The sequence below is a fragment of the Rhodoferax sp. LS1P39 genome, from assembly GCF_056521425.1.
In genome coordinates, this window is sequence record NZ_JBWMAV010000001.1 from 181,350 (window position 1) to 200,586 (window position 19,237).

Genomic DNA, 19,237 nt, shown 5'->3' on the forward strand with positions numbered 1-19,237 from the left:
ATGTGTCCAGATTCGTGGTTAGGTCAGCTAAGTGTCTTGGTGATATTTGATAGCGCTACACCATCCTTGATAGAAGTCGGTGCGGCGGTCTTGTTCAGCAAATTGGCAATATGGCGGCGGGCCCTGTTTGGTCCCACGTCGACATGGATGTCTGCGAGCTGGCGTGAGGGGAGTTCGAGCTGTTCTGGCGTTTTCACTTCACGCTGCTGAAGCCGCTTTTGCTTCTAGCTGGATAAGTTGTTTAAGGACTCTTCGGGCGCGGACGGGGCCGCCATCAGTCGATAACATCACTGGCACGAGCGAATCCAGATCAGTAGTTCCCATGTTTTTCTGCACAGCCTCGATCATCGGCTTGTCCTGGGTGTCAAAGGCTTTGCGCAATGAGTCCAAGCGGAGTGCATCCATTTCCGGGTTGGGCTCACCCCAATTTCGACCTTGGGCCCAGAAATAATGTGTCGTCGTTTCAGTTGCGGGCGTCATCAGATGGCAGCCTTGACTTTCATGCGCTTGTTCACGCGATTCACCTACAGGCAACACCCCAACTGTGAGTTTCATTGTGGCTGCGGGATCCCAGCGGACGTTCAGCCAGCGCTGAACCGGTCGCTCTCCTACTTCGTACCACTTCTGCAATACCGGCGGCAACACCTCGTTCTCTGTCAGACGGTTGGAATGCACTGTGTTGCCTTGCTGGATGATTTCCGTGCCAGCCCGTCTTACTGCGTCGCTGCCAAGCAATCCGGGGTGCAAAAACTCAATATGACCCAGATCCATAATGTTGTCGGTCATGAGCTCGTAGTGCCCTTCCGCCAAGGTATAGCCTTTGACATTTTGGAAGTCAGGATTCGTTAGAAACTCAAACTCCGGAATAGTCTCCGGTTTCGCCTGGGAGGCGTCTCCCATCCAAATCCAGACCAGCCCATATCGTTCAACCAATTGATAGCTACGGACCATTGCCTTCACCGGGATTTGTCCACTGCCATGGGGGTTAACTACACATTTTCCGGTGCAGTCAAACTGCAGGCCATGGTAGGCGCATTCGATAGCGTCTCCCGCAAGCCGCCCCATGGATAGCGGCGCGAAGCGGTGGGGACACCGGTCTGCCATAGCCGTCACCGTACCATCTTGCCGGCGATAAAGGACGACTGGATCACCGAGTATCTGCCTTGCCAACAGTGAGCGAGAAATCTCGTCAGCCCAGGCAGCTACATACCAAGCATTTTTTAGGAAACTCATCAAACACCTCATTTAGGTTTAAAAATGGATAAAGGTACACCGTACAAATCGAGCACGAGAAGTTACCTTTTGCGTGTGGAAAGGCACGCGGTCAAGCGGCCTTTGCCTAGAAGCACTCGCCCCCTGCTTCTTGACTCCCCTACTGCATATCTTGCCCCGGAATCGGACGACGCCCCCAACGGAGATCGGGCATGCGGGTATTCGGTATCAACGCCGTTCCCGTACGGCGAGCGTAGTCCTCCCACTTTGCGGTCAATTGTTGGACGGTATCGGGATGCTGTGCCGCCAGATTCGTGGTCTCTCCACGGTCGGCATGAATGTCAAACAGCTGCCAGGTGTTGTCACCAAACGGAGTCATCACGGAAACCAGTTTCCAGCGGCCGTCGATCAGCCAGCGCCCACCAAACAACTCACCGGCGATCACGCGCTGCCTGACATCGGCCTGCGGCTCTGTACTTTTCAACGATGGAATCAGGTTCACACCTGTCATGGGCAGAACGGTGCGCCCCTGGTAGACGCCCGGGGGCTGCTGGATACCTGCAAGTTCGAGCACGCTGGGAGCAATGTCAGACACGTGCGTCGGTGCCGTGAACGTGGGCAGAGGCCGGGTCTGTCCGGGCATGCGAACAATGGATGGCGAAGCAATGCCGCCCTCGGAGTTCCAGCCCTTGAAATGCAGAAATGGTGTTGCGCTGACTTCAGCCCAGCGCGCGCCATAGCCGACATTGGACAAGCGCCGGCCGATGTTGTCGATGCTGTTGTCGGTGTTGGGGTTATTTGGGAAAAAGCTGTCACTAGGTTCGGCGCCGTTGTCCGACATGAACAGGATCATCGTGTTGTCGTACTGGCCAGTGTCCTTGAGGTGCTTAACCAGACGCCCGATGTTGCGGTCCATGTTGTGGACCATGGCGGCGTACACCTCCATCTTGCGTGCCTCCGTAGCCCGGTCTTGCGGGCTTAGCATCGACCACGTCGGGTAATCGGCGGAGGCGGGAATGGCTGCTGCTACCTTGAAGTCGGCAGGCAGCAAGCCTAGCGCCTTCTGGCGGGCCAGCCTTTCGTTGCGGATCACCTCGTAGCCAGCGTCATAGCGGCCTTTGAATTTCGCAATATCCTCGTCGGGTGCGTGCAGCGGCCAATGGGGCGCGGAGTAGGCCGCATAGGCAAAGAACGGCTTTCCAGTTGCCTGGTTGCGCTTCAAGTACCCGATCAGCTTGTCGGTGAAGGTAGTCGTCGAGTAGAAATCTGCGGGCAGCTCGACATTGGCATTGTCTTCCACATAATTGGGCCGGTCCGCCGCAATGGGCTTGCCTGGCACGGATGCAAAATGAGAGCCCCCTCCTTGCAACAAGGCGAACGAGGCTTCAAATCCTCGCGCCACTGGCCAGGCCGTGGGCTCATTGCCAAGATGCCACTTGCCCGCCATATAGGTGTGGTAACCAGAATCCTTCAGCAGTTCTGGCAACCAATTCACATGCTCATTCAGATAGCCTTCATAGCCGCGCCGACCACGAAACTGCGGTATGGACCGAAGGTTTTCCCCCATAGTGCCCAAACCCGACAGGTGGTGGTCGGTGCCCGACATCAGCGACGCCCGCGTGGGTGAACAGGTCGGGTTGACGTAGTGGTTCGTCAGCAGTCGCCCTTCCCCCGCCAGACGGTCGAGATGGGGCGTTGGGATCTCGCCACCGAAAGCACCGAGGTCGGAATAACCCAGATCGTCGGCAACGATCAGCAACACGTTAGGGCGGAACTTGGCTGAGGGAGCAGCCAGCGACTTGTCGGCACTATTCGGCAGGGCACAGCCACTCAGACCGATGACGGCGACGCCAATGACCAAAGTGATACAAGCAGACCTGATCGGGGTGATGTTGGATTTCATGTTTATCTCTGTCTCTTGGTTTAAGAATGAAGTTGCGTGACATTAACGCGAGCGGTTTCCAGGCAAATCAGGCGATCGCCGATTGAGCGGACGTGCGTGTCTGGCGAAAGCAGCCCATGGCGATCGCAGCGATCACGACGGCAGCGATGCCCAGGCTGCTGTAGCCTTGCAGCTTTACCAGCGTGCCGCCCAGAATCGGACCGATCGCCGAGCCGAGCATCAGCATGGCTGGCGTGGAGGCCGCCGCACGACCACTGGGGTCGAGCCGCGCCAACAAGCCGAACGCGAACGGCTGCGTGAAAATAATCACTGCGGTGAACACGATGGCACCGGCGGCATAGGGAATGAATGTCGAGCTTTGCGTGATGAGCAGCGCAATGATGGCCTGCATGAACGGACCCACCAACAGCACTGTGGGCGCCGACAGTCGGCGCTCCAATGCGACTGCCAGCGCGGAAGGCATCAGGTTCACAATACCCAGAGCAATGAGCACGCCCGTGATCGCGTCGACGCCAAAGCCCCGATCGCTCCCCATGCGCTCGACAAAGCTGAAGGTCATGGCTTGCACAAGCGACATCAGTGTCACGCCGGCAATGCAGAACCAGACGGCAGACGGCAAAGATACGGGTTTGCCAGTGTTGACCTCCTGCTCGCGGGGTTCGACCCGGGGAAACGCCACCCCACAAACCAAGGTCGCCACCGCCATCACCCCACCAAACACATAAAAAAGCGTCGGACCACCAAATGCCTCCACGAGCTTGGGCGTCGCTCCAAAAAAAAGAATCGCAAACACGCCGAGCGAAATACCGACGATGGCGAACAGCTGATGCGGGCGGGCAGAGCGCCCGATCGTCCCGTGCGTGAAGCTCAAGCCACAGCCAACAGCCACACCCGCCACCGCATGCAAAGCCGCCATAGCGGCATAGCTTTCGACAGCGGACAGCACAAAGAACGCCAGAGCCGCCAAGCCAAAACCAAGGGTCGCGGCCACTCTGCCGCTCATGCGGTTGAACCTTGACGAAAAAAACAGGCTGCTGACCACTGCGCCCACCAGGAACAGGGTCACAAGGCCACCGGCTTGCTGGGGGTCAAGCTGGTAGTGCGCGATCAAGGTACCTACCCAAACAGGCAAAGCCACCAGGTCCACCATACCGGCACAGTGCGCCACCATGAGGGCGATTCGGCCAGGCCATCGATCAGTGCTAGACATGAGTATTCCAATCTTTCAAAAATTTTAAGGCTGCGCTCAGGGACGAAGCACGGTTCTGAAGCCCACATGCGATGTCGCCATGTCCGCCTCGTGGGGGTGACGCGCCGCCACCCGGTAGCGCACACAATAGTTCGCCGCACACATGAATGACCCGCCCTTGATGACCATGGCTTCACCGCGGCGCGGCGCCCCGCCCATAGATGCAATAGAGGCCTTGGGGTCACCATTTCCATGGGCTTGGTGCGCACCGGTGTACCGGTCGCGCGTGAGTTCCCAGACGTTGCCGATCATGTCGAGCAGTCCGTAGCCGTTGGCGGGGAAGCACCCCACCGGCGCCAGCGCGGCATAGCCGTCCTCCTTGACGTTGATGTCCGGGAACATGCCCTGCCAGTAATTCGCCACCGGTCGGCCATTCGGATCGCGGGGCTCGCGGTCGATCTGTTCCGGTGACCCGCCGCCCAGGGCGGCGTACTCCCACTCGGCCTCGGTTGGCAAGTCCCGGCCCAGCCAGCGTGCATAGGCCAATGCATCGTGATAGGTCACCATCACGACCGGTTCGTTGGGCCGCGCCTTCACGGGGCTTTTCGGGCCTTCGGGCATGCGCCAGTTGGCGCCCGCCTCCCACGCCCACCAGTCGCCCTCTCGTTTAGGCGCCTGCCCTCGCGCAGGCGCATGGAACACGGCGGCGGCGCCCTCCCGCTCGGCCTGCGTCACATAGCCTGTTGCCTGCACAAAGCTGGCGAACTGCGCATGGGTGACTTCAGTGCGGTCCATCCAGAACGCAGCCACGGGCAGTTTCTCGCCCGTTGGGGCCTCGTCGGCATAGCCACTGCGAGAGCCGAGTTCCACCCTACCTGACGGCACCCAGACCATGCCGGCATGGGCCAGCTTGCCCAAGCCATCCGGCATGCCCGAACCCTCCGTGCAGAGCCTAGCGCTGGAGGCTGCTGACGGGTGCTCTGGAGCACCAACGGAGACCGCAGCGAGCCCGAAGGTGCCGGCAGCGGCCAGCGCCCAAAGATCCGCACGAACTGCACGCATCCAGCGCAAGACAGCAGAAACCCGGCCGCTCACCTCAACGCCCGCCCTGGGACGTGAGCCCGGTGGAGGTGAAGATCACAGCAGGCCAGCGCTCCGAAGCGCGTTGATGGAACGACTTGTCGTTCATCACGTTGGCCACATAGCCCGTGCCGGAAAGCAGATCGTAGTAGCCAAAGGTCTGCTGCACCGAACCGCCAATTTCCGGCATCGCGAAGTTAAAGCCCCACAGCGTCTTCCAGAGCTGCCCATTGGCATCCCAGCGGTCGCCCAGCATGGCCTGCCAAGAGTCTTCATCCAGGTAGTACACACTCTTGGGCGCCTGATGGCGTTCGCCCGCTGCGAGCTTGGCCTCCACAACCCACACCCGATGCAGCTCCCAACGCACATGGTCCGGATTCAGGTGGTTGCCCTTGATGATGTCGGACTCCTTGGCCTGCAGGAAGCGGTTCTGGTTGTAGGGAATGAGCATTTCCTTCTTGCCCACCAGCTTCCAGTCGAACAGCGATGTCTTGCCAGAAAAGACACTGAGCTCGTCAAAGGTCATCAAGCCCGCCGTGTTGGCCGTTGGCGTGTCGCAACAGGCGTTGGGCAGCTTGCGAACGCGGCGTTGTCCGGCCAGGTAAACATAGGACGAAGTCTTTTCTTCCTCCAGGTTCTGCCGTCCCACGACGCTTTCCCCGGCACGGATCGGCGGGCCTTTGCTGACCAGATTGATCTCCCAGAAGTAGCCGTCGAATTTGTCCGCACTTCCGTCCTCAAAGTAATACGGCATGCTCTGGCGCAGCTTAACGTCGTTGGTCAGTACCACCTTGCCGTCGCCCGTGATCTGGTATTGGTTCACGTCCACCTCCCATGAACTGCCACGCCAGTTGAGCTTGTGGTTCCACATGGCTTCAATGCCGTTTTTCGGGATAGGAAACGGAATGCCGCCGTACACGTCAACTGGCGAATGCCCATCAAGCTTGCCCTTGACTGCGTTCTTGGCCGTGTTCTGGTACACCCAGTCTGGCGCATTGGCCGTGCGACGCGTGGGGTACACGTCAATCCGGTAACTGTTGGGGTATTTCTTGAACAGGGCCTTGACGCCGTCACTGAGCTTGTCGGCGTACTGGTCCATGTTCTTTGCGGTCACGGAATACAAAGGCTTGTCGTCCTTGAAAGGATCGCCACGACGGCCACCCGGCTTATCACCCGCGATCGCTGATTTGAAGCCGCCTGTCCACGCCGGGATAGTGCCTGCCGCATTGGCAGCCTTTTCCGCCCCCAGAGGCGTGAGTTCGCTCTTGAGTTTGGCGGCCTCGTCTGCAGAAACGGCGGCCCAGGCGGGCAACACCGACAAAAATAATACGGCTGCGCCGATCACACTGCGTCGATTGGTCATGAATGTCTCCTAAATTGAGTTCAGAAAGTAGTGCGCACAGAAACCGACACGAAGTTACGGTCCTTGAAGGATTGCGCGTAGGAAAAAGTGGGCGCGCCCACACCATTGATGGGCGACGTGTTCAGGTCGGCCTTGCCAAAAAAGCGCGTGTAGTCCAGGCTGAAGAGCCACTTGTTCAGATAGGTTCCAGCCAAGCCGACACGCACGTCCCCGCCCTTGTCCGGACCGAATGCAGGGCCCAGAGCGGCAGAACGACCCAGGGTGTAGCCAATGCCCACGGGCACCGACAGATCCAGGCCGTCGAGCGCCTGGCGGTAGGTGGGGGTGTACTGCAAGCGAATGGCGGTTGCGTCGCGGGTGGCGCGACGCGCCAGCAGGCTCGCGCCGTAGTCGACGCTCAGCAAGCGGTTCCAGGCCAGCTCACCGACGAATGAAGCTTCCGTGGCCAGCCACGATGGGGCCAGGGTGGCAATCCAGTTGACTTGGAAATGCCCGGTCTTGCCCACTGCAAACGCTGGGTTGTCAGCGCCAATAGGCGCAAAGTTGGTCTTGTCCGCGACATCGCTGGCCAGCGCTACGTTGTTACGAACCGACCCCTCTGCGCCCCAGCTCACGTTGCCAATCGTCTTCGCTGCGCTGATGCCATAGGCCCGAGTCCCTTCATGGGTGACCCACTGCAGCTGCCTGGCGGCGGTTTGATAGAAGAAGTTGACCGGTCCATTGGCGTGATACCGGATGGCATGGAACCCAAAATCGGTATCGAGCGCCTCCGCGCGCCAACGCAGACTGACGCCGCCCTGTCCGCTGCTCTTTGGCTTTTGCGCATCAATAATGGTGAATGTCGTCGCACCGCGGTACGAAAGTTCCCCGGCGGGCGCCAGGTTTTCGCCTGCTGAAAAGTACGATCCCGCCCATGGCACCTTGGAGTTCTCCCACTCGTAGGGGACATAGGCCGATACCGACCAGTTCTCGGTCACTTGGGCATCAACAGACAGCTTGCCTACTGGCCGGATGATTTCCTTTGTCGTGGAGCCCGGCACTGACCGCGCCTTGATGACGTCGGTGGGGTTCATGCCGGCTGCAATCGAGTTGGCGGCAAAAAACAGACTTTCGCCCCACACCAGCGAGTGGCGTCCTAGGCGGGCCGTCAGCGGCTTTCCATCCAAGTCAAACTGGCCGTACACAAACGCATCAAGTAGTTCAATGTCTTGACCCAAATCCTTGCGAACGGCATCCGAGAATGCATTGCGAGGCTGCGAGGCCGGCCGGTTGGAGGTATTGCCTGCGGGATGATCATTGGCACCGAGGTAAGCGGCATCGCGCCAAGCCGCCGCGCTGACGCGCAGACCGAAATTCTTGTATTTCGCATCAAACTCGGACAGCAGATCGAAACGGTTCTGGATCAAACCTTTGCTGAAATTGCGGTCGCCATCATCCTGGTTGCGGTTGCTCACCAGAAGGGGCAGCTGTTCATCCAGCCGATAGGCGGCGCTGTACTTGATGGTGTTGTTCCAGCTCATTTCAAGATCGGGGTTGTCGGTCTTGATCTCAAAAGCATGCGCCTGCGTCGCAGCCATCAAGGCTGCTGCAGCGGTCAGGCGCAGCACGCCGGGAGGTCGCTTGGACTTTGTATCTTTGTCATCTTGTTTTTTCATGAATGTCTCCTGTTGTTATCGAAATGAAAACCGCTGTTCAGGCAGTGTCGTGGGGGAAAACGGATGAAATCGATGAACGGGTCTTTCAGGCCGTCGTCACGCGATGCAAAAAATCCAGCAGGGGCGCACTGACCGACGTGTCGGCGGTGCCAACGCTGTAGCCTTGAGAAAAATGGTTGTGCTGGGCGATCACTTGCAAATCGGGCGTGAAGCCGTGACGGCTGACCAGCCGGGCAAACAACTCGCCAGCCTGCACCTGCATTTGCAGCAAGTCGAGCTCGGTAAAGCTGATCAGCAACGGCAGCGGGTCGGCCGTGACGTGATCGACCGTGCAGGCCGCATCCCATGCCGACAGATCGGCCCCGAAATAGGCTTCGTTGCGCGGGTCCGGGGTGGCGATACCGAATTGCGGCCGGGCCAAGCCCTCCAGCCGGGGGTTGTATGGGCCGGACAACAGCGCCGCGCCGCGCACATCCCAGTCTGCGGGCTGGAATTCCTTGCGCAGCACGGCAGCCGCCACATGGGCCGCGCCTGCGGATTCACCAGCCAAGACGATGCCGGAAGGGTCCGCGCCGATCGACGGGGCGGCCTGCCGCACCCACTGCCAGACGGCCACGACGTCCTGAGGACCACAGGGCCACGCGCTCTCGGGCGCCAGGCGGTAGTTGGGCAGCACGGCCACGAAGCCTTGCCGGGCCAGGAACCAGCCCAGGTTCTCCCGGTGCTCCTTGTTGCCACGGATGAAGCCGCCCCCGTGAAAAAACACCACCACCGGCCAGCCGTTCGCCGGCGCCGGTGCGTCAGGCGCGTAGACATCGAGACGGTGACGCGCGTGCGGTCCATAGACCAGGTCGCTGCGCCTGGACACAGCGCTGCGGTCCTGCGCCGCCAGCAAGGGGGCGTAGAGCGCAGCCACCGCCGGCAGGTCATTGCCCATCTCGCGCAGCCGGGCTGCCATGGAGGCCGGCATGGCCGTCATGCAACCACCTCGAGCGCCTTGTGGAAGCAACCATCCTTCATGATGGCGGTCAGCTTGCGCTTGTCCTGCAACACCCGTACATCGACCGTGGGATCGCCATCCACCAGCAGCAAGTCGGCCAAGTAGCCTTCGCGCAGCTGGCCCAGCTCAGTGCCCATGCCCATGATCTCGCCGCCGAGCGCGGTGGCCGCGTGCAGGACCTCGGCCGGCGTGTAGCCAAAGTGGCGAACCCAAAGTTCCAGGTCCCAGGCATTGCGGCCATTGGGGTTGAAGGGAAAGCCGTAGTCGCCACCGGGCAGCAGCTTGACGCCCAGGGCGCGCAGCTTGGGCACCAGCGCTTTCTGGTGCTCCAGCACGATGGCGGCGTCCGCCTTCATGTGGGTCATGTTGAAGTGCGGCGGCGGGTTGGCGTCCAGGGTGGCCTGCACGATACCGATCGTCGGAGCAATGAAGATCGTGTCCTTGTGGGCCGCCAGCATCGCCAGCGCCTCATCGTCGGCATAGGTGCAGTGGTAAAGCACCCGAAAGCCCGCCTTCACGCCGAGCTTCACTGCTTCGGCGGCGTGGGCATGGCCGGTCAGCCACACATTGGACTTACGGGCCTGCTCGCCAGCGGCCATCAGTTCTGCCTCGCTGTACAGCAGCTGTTGCGAGGCGCCGGGCTTGAGGGCACTTTCCCCGGAGATGAGGAACTTCACCGCCTTGGCGCCAATGTCGGCGCATTCCTTGACGAAGGTGCGCATGCCCTCGGGGCCACGCTGGTGGTCAGCCACATGGCCAGGGTCCAGGTCGGTCTCGTTGGGCGGTTCGCGCTCGACCGACGACGGGATTAGGCGTGGGCCTGGCATGCCCCCGGAAATGATTTGCTCGTTCAGGAATATTTCAAGCTTCTTGCTCAAGGCACCTGCCGAGTAAGCGCTGGTATAGCCGTGGTCAAGGAGGATCCGCGCATTGCGCGCAGCTGTCAGCGCCAGCTCTTCGGGCGGGAGGTACATGCCAGGCACAAACTTCTCGACGGACGAGGGCCAAGTCAGGTGGGCGTGGGCCTCCACCAAGCCTGGCATCAGCACCTGGCCATGCCCGTCGATGAGAGCTGCATCAGCACGGGACACTGTCTCGGGATGCCGGGTCACCGACACGATGCGGTTGCCCTCGACGCGCAGTTCACCAGCAAACGGGGCGCTGCCCGTGCCGTCAAAGATCCGGACGTTGGTAAAGACGGTATTCATGGGATGACTCCTATTTGTGTTGAAGAAAGGGAAAATTTCTGTCGGCTGACGGCTTGCCAGCGATCAGTGGTGGTCAGCAGCCAAGTTCAGCAGCTGTGAAAAAAGTGCTTCAAACGGCATTTCTGCACTAAAACGTGGATCCGCATTGGCTTCAAAGGCCTCAGCGATCACGGACCAGTCCGAGGGCGTGAGGTGCTGGCTCGCAGCCGGCAGCACATAGCGCTCCTCAAGGCACATGTGGCTCCACTGCGCCTGGGCGAATTGCTCAAAGGCCGAGAAAAAAGCCGCCTGTCCACCGGGCAGGTCAGACTCCCAGGCTTGCAATTCACGGCGCAATGCCTGCATCTGGGTGGCGCCAGCCGCGTGCTGGCCTTCGAGCTCGGCCAGCACGGCGTTACATGAAGAGCTGCGGCGCTGCAGGGCCCGAAACAGGTAGTCGTCTTCCTTGGGGTGATGGCGCTTTTCGGGAAAAGCCCCGATGTAGCCCAGCATGGCGTGCAGCAGCGCAAACAAGGGCGTGGCCACGGGTGGGTGCTTGAGCGCCTCCTGCAGGCCATGAACCACTGCAGCCAGTGACCGGTGCTCGTCCTTGATCATGGCAATGGCGCGTTCTTCGTCGCTCAGAACCCGGTTGCGCTCGATGGCCGCCACCAACACCGGCAGCGTCGTGCCTTGCAGTACCTTGTCGACGACGGAACCGCCAATAATGCGCTGGAGGCCGCGTTGTCCCCTGGAGGACATGAAGATCAGGTCGCACCCCTTGGCATACGCTGTCGATAGAATGGCCTCGTGGGGTTTGTCTGTGGTCGAGATGACGGCCGCGCACTCCACGCCTGCCGCGCGAGCGGCAGCCTCTGCCTTCGCGACGATGCCGCGGGCGTTGCCTGCCGCCGTCTCGGCAAAGTCCCTTGTCGACATGGCGTGCAGCAAAGCGCCGTCGCTGCTGTTGGCCACATCGGGGCGGGCGTGCACAAAAGTGATGGCAGCGCCTGCCGCACGAGCGTAGGCCACGGCCTGTTCGACCGTGAGCGCAGACAAGGGAGAGCCGTCAACGGGAACTGCCAGGTGTCGGTAGATCATGGTGTGGTTCTGGGTTAGTGCGCAGTGGCGGACGAGGGAACCTGCAGCGCCAATGCCTGTCTGGCCTCATCACGCTCGGGTTTCAAAAGGAAGTGCGCCAGCGCGGGCAGCAGCACCAGGGCGCCGAGCATGTTCCAGATGAACATGAAGGCGAGCAGCACGCCCATGTCGGCCTGGAACTTGATTGGGCTGGCCACCCAGGTGATGACGCCGATGGCCAGCGTGACGCCGGTGAGCATCACCACCTTGCCGGTGAACAGCAGCGCCCTGTAGTAGGCTTCGGACAGGCTCTTGCCAGCGCGCATCTGGGCCAGCGTCACGCTCAGGATGTACAGCGCATAGTCCACACCGATGCCGACCCCGAGGGCAATCACCGGCAGCGTAGCGACCTTGACCCCCATTCCCAAGGCGACCATCAGAACTTCAGCAAGTACCGACGTCAGCATCAGAGGCAGCACTGCGACCACGACAGCGCGCCACGACCGGAAGGTGATGAAGCACAGCACGATCACCGCGCCGTATACTAGGAAGAGCATCTGGCGCCAGGCATCCTTGACCACAATGTTGGTCGCAGCCTCGATGCCCGCCGATCCTGCGGCGAGCAGGAACTGGACCTTGGCGGTATCGTTGACGCGGGCAAATGATTCAACATGGCTCACCACGCGACTCAGGGTCTCGGCCTTGTGATCCTGCAAATAGACGTAAACCGTCAGCAAGGCGCAGTTGGCGTTGTACAGACCGCGCGGCGCGCCCCCGGTCACGGAGTTAAGCATTTCCTGGTTTGGCAGAAACTCATACCACTTGGGATTGCCTTCGTTCAGGCCCGAGAGCATGCGCCGATTGAGCAGCGACAGCGTGTTAGTGGTTTCGACACCGTCGAGCTGACGCAGCTCCCACTCCAGCACGTCCACCTTGTTGAGTGTTTGGTAGTCGGCGCACTGCCCCTCAGGTGTCTTGACCATGATGGCCATTACATCGCTGGATGCGCCATAGGACGCATTGAGAAAGGCTGCGTCGCGGTTGTAGCGGCTGTCCGGGCGCAACTCGGGCGCGCCAGCGTCCAGGTCGCCGATCTTGAGCTGGGTGCTGACCGCGAAGCCGCCCAGGCCCAAGGCCAGGCCCAGCGCCACGGCCATACCAGCCCAGCGGCGCTGGGTGAACCGGTCCAGGAAGGCCCACAGGACCTGTTTTTGCGCTCCTGCGGCGTCGGCTATTTCGGCGCGCAGGCTGCGCTCGGCCGCCTTGGGGCTCACGCCAGCGTAGCTCAAGAGTATCGGCAGCAAAATCAGGTTGGTGAAGATCAGCGCAGCCACGCCAATCGACGCGGCAACCGCCAGTTCACGAATGACCTGGATGTCGATCACCAGCAGCACGGCAAACCCGACGGCATCGGCCAGCAAAGCCGTCAGGCCCGCGAGGAACAAGCGGCGGAACGTGAAGCGGGCGGCCACCAGCTTGTCCAGACCCCGCCCCACGTCCTGCATGATGCCGTTCATTTTCTGGGCGCCGTGGCTCATGCCGATGGCGAACACCAGGAACGGCACCAGGATGGAGTAAGGATCGAGCGCGTAGCCCAGCGTGGGGAGCAGGCCGAGTTGCCACACCACGGCCACGACCGACGCGGTCACCACCAGCAGCGTGGAACGGATGCAACGCGTGTACCAGTAAACCATGGCGGTCGCAATCGCCACGGCCAGCGCAAAGAAAGCCAGCACTGCTTTGACGCCATCGATCAGGTCACCAATGATCTTGGCAAAGCCGGTGACGTGGATGGTCACTCCCTGCGCCTCGTACTTCTTGCGCAACTGCTCGATGGCACTTGAAAGGGCAGCGTAATCCAGTGGTTGGCCATCTGCGGTTTGCGCCAGCAAGGGCACATAAATCACGGAAGACTTCGCATCGCGGGCCACCAGCTGCCCGATCTGCCCGGAACGCTGCACGTTGATCTCCACCTGCTGAAGGCTCTGGGGGCTGCCGTCGTACTTGTTCGGGATGACGGGGCCGCCCTCCATGCCTTCTTCGGTCACGCCAACCCAGCGGGTTCCGGGTGTCCACAGGGAGCGCATGAAGGAACGGTCGACTCCCGGCAGCAGGAAGACCTCGTCGTTGATCAGTTTCAGGGTTTCCAGGTATGCCTTGTCGTAGATCGTGCCCTTGGGGCTCGTCACCGCGATACGCACTGCGTTGCCAAGGCCGGTCAACTCATTTTGGTTTTCCAGGTAATTCTGGACGTAGGGGTGCTGGGTCGGGATCGTCTTCTCGAAGCTGGCATTCAAACCGATCTTGGTGGCCTGCCAGCCCAGGACGGCCGTGATCAGCGCACAGAGCGCCACGATCCACAGGCGGTTGTTGAATAGCAGGCGCTCGACCCAGGAGCCTGACTGGGGATCGAAGGCGCCAGACGCTGACGCCGTGCTCGTGTCGAGGGCGTTGGGGGTGCTGATCACGGGTTCACTCCTTGCGATTTGAGGGACACCGGCACGACACCGGTCATGGCCAGGCCTAAGGCCGTGTCGCTGCCCAGGGGCAGCAATTCGGTGAGCGGCGGCAGCTTGGTGCGTGCGACCACCAGCGCATTGCCGTTCAGGCGGAACAGCATGCCAGCCTGATTGGCCAGCCAGACACGACCTTGTTCATCCACAGCGGAGGTCTGAAAGTTAGCTTGCACAGGCACGGGCGAACGCAGGGCGGTCCAGGTGGCCCCGGCGTCGGTACTGCGCAAGGCGTTGCCGCGCAACCCGGCGACCACGATCTCGCCATTGCCCGGCAATGCAGCCGTGAAATAGCTGCCTTCGTAGGGAAGGGTCAGCGCCTGGAAGCTCTCGCCGCCATCCGTGGAGTGCAGCACCAGCCCTTGCTCGCCGGCCATCAGCACGTCCTGGCCTCGGGTGCGCACCGCGTAGAGGTGCAAGGCCCGAGGGTTGGGCAGTCGGCTGGACACCGGCTTCCACGAAGCACCGCCATCACTGGTAGCGAAAGCCAGGTTGTAGGCGCCCACCACGAGGCCGTGCTTTGCATCGCTAAAATGCAAGTCCAGCAAGGGCTTGTCGGCGCCATCAGCCACCAGGCGCTCAGCTTCGGCTTGCGCCTTGGCATCGCCGCGCGCCTTGGCTTCACCGAGCATCAGTTGGGCCGCTCGCACCCCATCGAATTGTTTGACCCAGGTCTGTCCGCCATCATGCGTGCCCAGCACCACCGCGCCGTGCCCCACGGCCCAGCCGAGCCGGTCGCCGACAAAACGCACCGCCGTCAGCCCGACGCTGGTCGGTACCGATGCCTGGCGCCAGCTTTTCCCCTGGTCGTCCGAGAAAACGATGACGCCGCGCTCACCGACCGCGACCAGTCTTGCGCCCGCCTTGGCGGCGCCAAGCAGCGCCACCCGCTGCGGGGCCTTGACCATCAGGGAGGGACGATCCAGCGCGGGCTGCACGGCTTGGCCCATCGCAGCGCCATGTATCGCGGCCACAACAGCCGTTAGTGCGAGGTGCCGGCCCAGGCGCACCATCCATTGCTTGTTCATTTTGTCTTGTCTCCGTTATTGCTTTTTTTGGGTGTGTCAGGATTCGCGCTCTACCGCACGGATCCACGGCGGGAACACGCTGCACCGCAGCGCCCACGCAGCAAGCGCCGTGTCGGCAGCCAGCGGGTAGCCCGACTGCACCGCCCGCTGCAACACCCACAGTAGGTAGCTGTCGGACAAACACCATGCACTGCCACACAGCCAGTGGCGCCCATCCGCCAGGTGGCGCTCGGCCAACAACAGCTGGGCGTCCAGCGCGTGCAGCGCTGTCGCCCGAAGGACGGCATGCGTCTGGACATCGGGGTGAATCCGTCCCGTCATGCGCAGCCGGTAGATCAGGGGATGCAGGGTCGTGGCGCACCAGGCGAGCCACGACAGGGCCGATGCCTCGGCAAAAATCCCCTCCGACGTCAGCAGGGCGGAGTGAGGATGGCGCTGGTGCAGGAAGAGCGCGATCGCCACGGTCTCTGTCAGGGGGCCCTCCGGCGTGATCAACAAGGGCACTTTGCCCTTGGGGTTAAGCGCCAGGAAGGCGGCTTGCTGCTGCTCGCCCTGCGCCAGTTGCACCGGCCGGGCGTCATAGGCCACCCCTGCATGCTCCAGCGCGGTCAAGGTGACACGCGAGCAGGCACCAAGCCCGAAATATACGATGTAGGAAGGCACCATGTTGAGCGTCCTCAAGCCGCCAGCGCCTGACCGAGCTGCGCCTGCAGCGCCGCCAGACCGGCACCGTCCACGGCAGTGCCGTACACATAGTTGTCCGGACGCACTAGGGCCGCACGCACGCCATGCCGGTCAAACCAGGCGGCCAGCACGCCATCTGCCTCGGTCAGATGCCCGAGCTCAAACACCGCCTGGCGCAGTCCCGCGGCCTCAACCAGCGACGGCGTCATCGCCGCTTCTGGCATCCCCAGGCAAACAAGACGCCAGCCGTTGCCCAGCGTCTCGTCCATGCGCTTGCGTTCACCGGCCACCCACAGCCAGGGCTGGGGAAAAAGCGTGCCTGCCGCTGCCGTCTTTGTCATAAGCCCGCCGCTCAGCGCAGGCAGCACGTCCTGGCGAGGCGTGTCTTTCACCACGCCACCACAGTCGGCAAGCAGCCGGGCATCGCGCTCACGCGCCTTGACTGGATCGCGCTCACAGATCACCGCACCAACCGCCTTGATGCGTGTCGTCAATTCCCGCACGTGCGCCTGACGCTCCTGGCCATAGTTGTCGAGCAAGCGCTCAGCCGCATCGCTTTGCACTTCACCCTTGGCCACAGCGATCAGCTTCCAGCAGAGGTTTGCCGCATCACGCACACCCTGGCACATGCCCTGCCCCAGGAAGGGTGGCTGCATGTGGGCGGCATCACCCGCCACAAACACACGCCCCACCCGCCAGCGATCAGCCACCAGCGCGTGGAAACGGTAGCTCGACTGGCGCCACAGCTCCCCGTCTTCCGGTGTCAGCCAACGCGACAGCAGCGCCCAGGTGCGGGCGGGCGTGGCAGCATCCTGGGGATCCTCGCCGGAATTAAGTGAAATCTCCCAGCGACGGTGATTGCCAGGGCCAATCACATAGGTGCAGGGCCGTTCAGGCTCGCAGTATTGAACGCTGGTCTTGGGCAGCTTGGCCAGACCCCGCTCATTCACCCGCACGTCTACCACCAGCCAGGGCTCGTCGAAATCCAGATCGATCAACCCAATGCCCAGCTGGCCACGCACGCCACTGCCACCTCCATCGCAGGCCAACGCCCAGCGCGCACGCACCTGCGCCGTCTGGCCATCGGGCTGATTAATGTCCAGCGTGACGCCCTCAGAATCCTGTTGTACGGAGCACACATCGGTCGAGAGCGCCACGGTGACCGAGGGCAATGCGGCAACGCGTTCGCGCAGCGCGCGCTCGACCGGTGGCTGGGTGAACACCATCGACGGTGTGTAGCCCTGCGGATACGGTGGTGCCACCATGGTCATGCGGCGGATCAGCTGGCCATCCACACCAAAGAATTCAGAAGGCGTGAAAGGCTCGAAATACGGCGCTATGGCATTTACCACACCGATCTGCTGAAACACCCGCATGATCTCGTGGTCCAGTGCAATGGCACGCGGGATCTCGTACACGCCGGGCAACCGGTCGCCCACCCAGACGCTTAGGCCAGCCTGCCCCAACAGAGCGGCCGCCACGGCGCCGACCGGGCCAAAGCCGATGATCGCCACGTCATAGACGCTGTCTGTCATCTCAGGCCTCTTCGTGGCGAATGGGGTTGACCAAGGTGCCGATGCGCTCGATCTCGATTTCGATGATGTCGCCATCCCTCATCCAGACCGGCGGGGTGCGAGCTTGGCCCACACCGGCGGGCGTTCCCATTGCAATCACGTCACCAGGTTCAAGCGTCATGCATTTGGAGAGCAGGGAGATGGTTTCAGCGACCGACCAGATCATGTCGGTGGTGTTCGCGTCCTGCATGACCTCGCCGTTCAGACGGGCCTGGATACGCAGATCCTGCGCACCCGCAGGCAACTCGTCGGCGGTCACGAGCACAGGCCCCAGACCACCAGTGGCGTCAAAGTTTTTGCCGATAGTCCACTGGGGTGTGCGCTTTTGGTAATCGCGCACCGACATATCGTTGAAACAGGTATAGCCAAATACATACTGGAGCGCCTGCGCCTGCGATACGTGCCGGGGCACCTTGTGCCCGATAACCACACACAGTTCGGCTTCGTAGTCGAATTTTTCGGAGACCTTGGGCAAACACCCTGGCTTGCCATGGGCCAGCAAGGAGCTCTTGCCACGATAGAAAAACCAAGGGTACTCGGGCTTTTCACGGCCGCCTTCCTTGGCATGATCGAAGTAGTTAAGACCCAGACAGATGATCTTGCCCGGCTCAGGCACCAAGGGCGCCAGTTCAAGCTCGGCCATGGGCAGCCGCGGTGCCTGGCTGGCCAATGCAGCCTGGGCCGCAGCAACCAAGTCAACACCCGCTTCCAGTGCGCCGCGCAGGCTCGCAGGAACCTGCGGCACGGCTGCATTGAGATCGATTACGGCATTCTGGTCAACAACGCCCAGGCGGGGGATTCCATTGAGAAGAAATGTGGTCAGTTTCATGGTGATTCTCGCAATAAAGGTTAGTCAAACATTGGCAAAGAAGAGGCTGCGTTGTGCCCGCTTCAGGGATTCGGCTGGAACGGCAGAGATGCCCCACTGGTCGATGCGCCCTGGCGCCCATTTCCAGTCGGCGGGGCCGCGTGGGTGGTAGTTGTCGTCGATCTGCTCAACTTCGGCGGTGTATTCGATGACTTCACCAAACGGACCGATAAAGTAGTTGAACGCGTTGTTGCCCGGCCCATGGCGCCCGGGACCCCAGGCAATGTCGAAGCCTGCGTCCTTCATGCGGCCGCCACCGCGCATGACCGAATCAATGTCGGGCATGAGGAAGGCGATGTGGTTTAGCGCATCGTTGTCGGTATCACCCAGCGCGATGGTGTGGTGGTCGCTGTTGCAGCGCATGAAAGCCATGATGCGGGTACGGTCCGATAGCGAGAAATCGAAGACCGATTCCAGGAAGCGCCGCGTCACTTCAACCTGAATGCTGTTGAGAACCACATGCGCCAGGCGCACAGGCCGGTCCACCGATTCAGTGGCGGCGACACCCAGGGCATCGCCATGCACCAACTGAAACTGCCGCCCGTCAGCATCGGCCACTGTGACCGACATGCCGCCGCCGGGCTCGCTCACCACTCCGACGGGAACAACCACCCGCCCGCCCTCTGCCAAGATCTTTTTCGCCACCGCATCGAGGTCTCCAGGATTTCTGGCCCGCAAGGTGATATGTCGAATGCTGGCGGGGCCCGCACGCTCATGCAATGACAGCAGGTGATGATCCACCCCCGCGCCCCTGAGGTAGAGAGCGTCTGCGGTGCGCGCGACCACCTCCAGGCGCCAGATGGAGGTGTAGAAAGATTCGGCGCGGACCAGATCCGGCACATAAAGGGCAACGCTACGCAGAGCGCTTACCCGTGAAGATGCGTGAGTCAAACAATTTCTC

The 19,237-nt window shown here is 61.6% G+C and carries 15 protein-coding genes; all 15 read right to left on the reverse strand.

What is annotated here, in order from left to right:
* Window positions 1-198: 198 nt before the first annotated feature.
* Window positions 199-1,233, reverse strand: a complete 1,035-nt coding sequence (locus AC097O_RS00720) for an aromatic ring-hydroxylating dioxygenase subunit alpha (protein WP_479590845.1) — start codon at window positions 1,231-1,233, stop codon at window positions 199-201.
* A gap of 139 nt (window positions 1,234-1,372) precedes the next feature.
* Window positions 1,373-3,115 carry an arylsulfatase gene (locus AC097O_RS00725; protein ID WP_479590847.1) on the reverse strand — a complete coding sequence of 581 codons (1,743 nt, stop codon included), beginning with the start codon at window positions 3,113-3,115 and terminating at the stop codon, window positions 1,373-1,375.
* Window positions 3,116-3,182: 67 nt separating this feature from the next.
* Complete coding sequence (locus tag AC097O_RS00730; RefSeq protein WP_479590849.1) at window positions 3,183-4,325, reverse strand: MFS transporter; 1,143 nt, start codon at window positions 4,323-4,325, stop codon at window positions 3,183-3,185.
* Between the two features lie 36 nt (window positions 4,326-4,361).
* Window positions 4,362-5,366 carry a formylglycine-generating enzyme family protein gene (locus AC097O_RS00735; RefSeq protein ID WP_479590851.1) on the reverse strand — a complete coding sequence of 335 codons (1,005 nt, stop codon included), beginning with the start codon at window positions 5,364-5,366 and terminating at the stop codon, window positions 4,362-4,364.
* 34 nt (window positions 5,367-5,400) lie between these two features.
* Complete coding sequence (locus AC097O_RS00740; protein WP_479590853.1) at window positions 5,401-6,747, reverse strand: DUF1329 domain-containing protein; 1,347 nt, start codon at window positions 6,745-6,747, stop codon at window positions 5,401-5,403.
* A 20-nt stretch (window positions 6,748-6,767) separates the two neighbouring features.
* Window positions 6,768-8,402 carry a DUF1302 domain-containing protein gene (locus AC097O_RS00745; RefSeq protein ID WP_479590855.1) on the reverse strand — a complete coding sequence of 545 codons (1,635 nt, stop codon included), beginning with the start codon at window positions 8,400-8,402 and terminating at the stop codon, window positions 6,768-6,770.
* A gap of 85 nt (window positions 8,403-8,487) precedes the next feature.
* Window positions 8,488-9,381, reverse strand: coding sequence for an alpha/beta hydrolase (locus AC097O_RS00750; protein WP_479590857.1), 894 nt, complete (start codon window positions 9,379-9,381; stop codon window positions 8,488-8,490).
* Window positions 9,378-10,610 carry an amidohydrolase family protein gene (locus tag AC097O_RS00755; RefSeq protein ID WP_479590859.1) on the reverse strand — a complete coding sequence of 411 codons (1,233 nt, stop codon included), beginning with the start codon at window positions 10,608-10,610 and terminating at the stop codon, window positions 9,378-9,380. The genes AC097O_RS00750 and AC097O_RS00755 overlap by 4 nt, the downstream gene beginning before the upstream one ends.
* A gap of 63 nt (window positions 10,611-10,673) precedes the next feature.
* Complete coding sequence (locus AC097O_RS00760; protein WP_479590861.1) at window positions 10,674-11,690, reverse strand: universal stress protein; 1,017 nt, start codon at window positions 11,688-11,690, stop codon at window positions 10,674-10,676.
* A gap of 14 nt (window positions 11,691-11,704) precedes the next feature.
* On the reverse strand, window positions 11,705-14,137 hold the full coding sequence (locus AC097O_RS00765) for an efflux RND transporter permease subunit (protein WP_479590863.1): 2,433 nt from the start codon (window positions 14,135-14,137) through the stop codon (window positions 11,705-11,707).
* Complete coding sequence (locus AC097O_RS00770) at window positions 14,134-15,210, reverse strand: WD40/YVTN/BNR-like repeat-containing protein (RefSeq protein WP_479590865.1); 1,077 nt, start codon at window positions 15,208-15,210, stop codon at window positions 14,134-14,136. Before AC097O_RS00770 ends, AC097O_RS00765 begins: the two co-directional genes overlap by 4 nt.
* 36 nt (window positions 15,211-15,246) lie before the next feature.
* Entirely contained in the window at window positions 15,247-15,876 is a 630-nt protein-coding gene (locus AC097O_RS00775; RefSeq protein ID WP_479590867.1) for a glutathione S-transferase family protein, read from the reverse strand.
* A gap of 11 nt (window positions 15,877-15,887) precedes the next feature.
* Complete coding sequence (locus tag AC097O_RS00780; RefSeq protein ID WP_479590869.1) at window positions 15,888-17,429, reverse strand: bifunctional 3-(3-hydroxy-phenyl)propionate/3-hydroxycinnamic acid hydroxylase; 1,542 nt, start codon at window positions 17,427-17,429, stop codon at window positions 15,888-15,890.
* A gap of 1 nt (window position 17,430) precedes the next feature.
* Complete coding sequence (locus AC097O_RS00785) at window positions 17,431-18,297, reverse strand: fumarylacetoacetate hydrolase family protein (RefSeq protein ID WP_479590872.1); 867 nt, start codon at window positions 18,295-18,297, stop codon at window positions 17,431-17,433.
* Window positions 18,298-18,321: 24 nt separating this feature from the next.
* On the reverse strand, window positions 18,322-19,227 hold the full coding sequence (locus AC097O_RS00790) for a VOC family protein (RefSeq protein WP_479590874.1): 906 nt from the start codon (window positions 19,225-19,227) through the stop codon (window positions 18,322-18,324).
* Between the last annotated feature and the right edge of the window lie 10 nt (window positions 19,228-19,237).

Bases quoted from the DNA above. Each gene is read 5' to 3' on its own strand.
- AC097O_RS00720 (WP_479590845.1), bottom strand. From the start codon at position 1,233: ATGAGTTTCCTAAAAAATGCTTGGTATGTAGCTGCCTGGGCTGACGAG.
- AC097O_RS00725 (WP_479590847.1), bottom strand. From the start codon at position 3,115: ATGAAATCCAACATCACCCCGATCAGGTCTGCTTGTATCACTTTGGTC.
- AC097O_RS00730 (WP_479590849.1), bottom strand. From the start codon at position 4,325: ATGTCTAGCACTGATCGATGGCCTGGCCGAATCGCCCTCATGGTGGCG.
- AC097O_RS00735 (WP_479590851.1), bottom strand. From the start codon at position 5,366: ATGCGTGCAGTTCGTGCGGATCTTTGGGCGCTGGCCGCTGCCGGCACC.
- AC097O_RS00740 (WP_479590853.1), bottom strand. From the start codon at position 6,747: ATGACCAATCGACGCAGTGTGATCGGCGCAGCCGTATTATTTTTGTCG.
- AC097O_RS00745 (WP_479590855.1), bottom strand. From the start codon at position 8,402: ATGAAAAAACAAGATGACAAAGATACAAAGTCCAAGCGACCTCCCGGC.
- AC097O_RS00750 (WP_479590857.1), bottom strand. From the start codon at position 9,381: ATGACGGCCATGCCGGCCTCCATGGCAGCCCGGCTGCGCGAGATGGGC.
- AC097O_RS00755 (WP_479590859.1), bottom strand. From the start codon at position 10,610: ATGAATACCGTCTTTACCAACGTCCGGATCTTTGACGGCACGGGCAGC.
- AC097O_RS00760 (WP_479590861.1), bottom strand. From the start codon at position 11,690: ATGATCTACCGACACCTGGCAGTTCCCGTTGACGGCTCTCCCTTGTCT.
- AC097O_RS00770 (WP_479590865.1), bottom strand. From the start codon at position 15,210: ATGAACAAGCAATGGATGGTGCGCCTGGGCCGGCACCTCGCACTAACG.
- AC097O_RS00775 (WP_479590867.1), bottom strand. From the start codon at position 15,876: ATGGTGCCTTCCTACATCGTATATTTCGGGCTTGGTGCCTGCTCGCGT.
- AC097O_RS00780 (WP_479590869.1), bottom strand. From the start codon at position 17,429: ATGACAGACAGCGTCTATGACGTGGCGATCATCGGCTTTGGCCCGGTC.
- AC097O_RS00785 (WP_479590872.1), bottom strand. From the start codon at position 18,297: ATGAAACTGACCACATTTCTTCTCAATGGAATCCCCCGCCTGGGCGTT.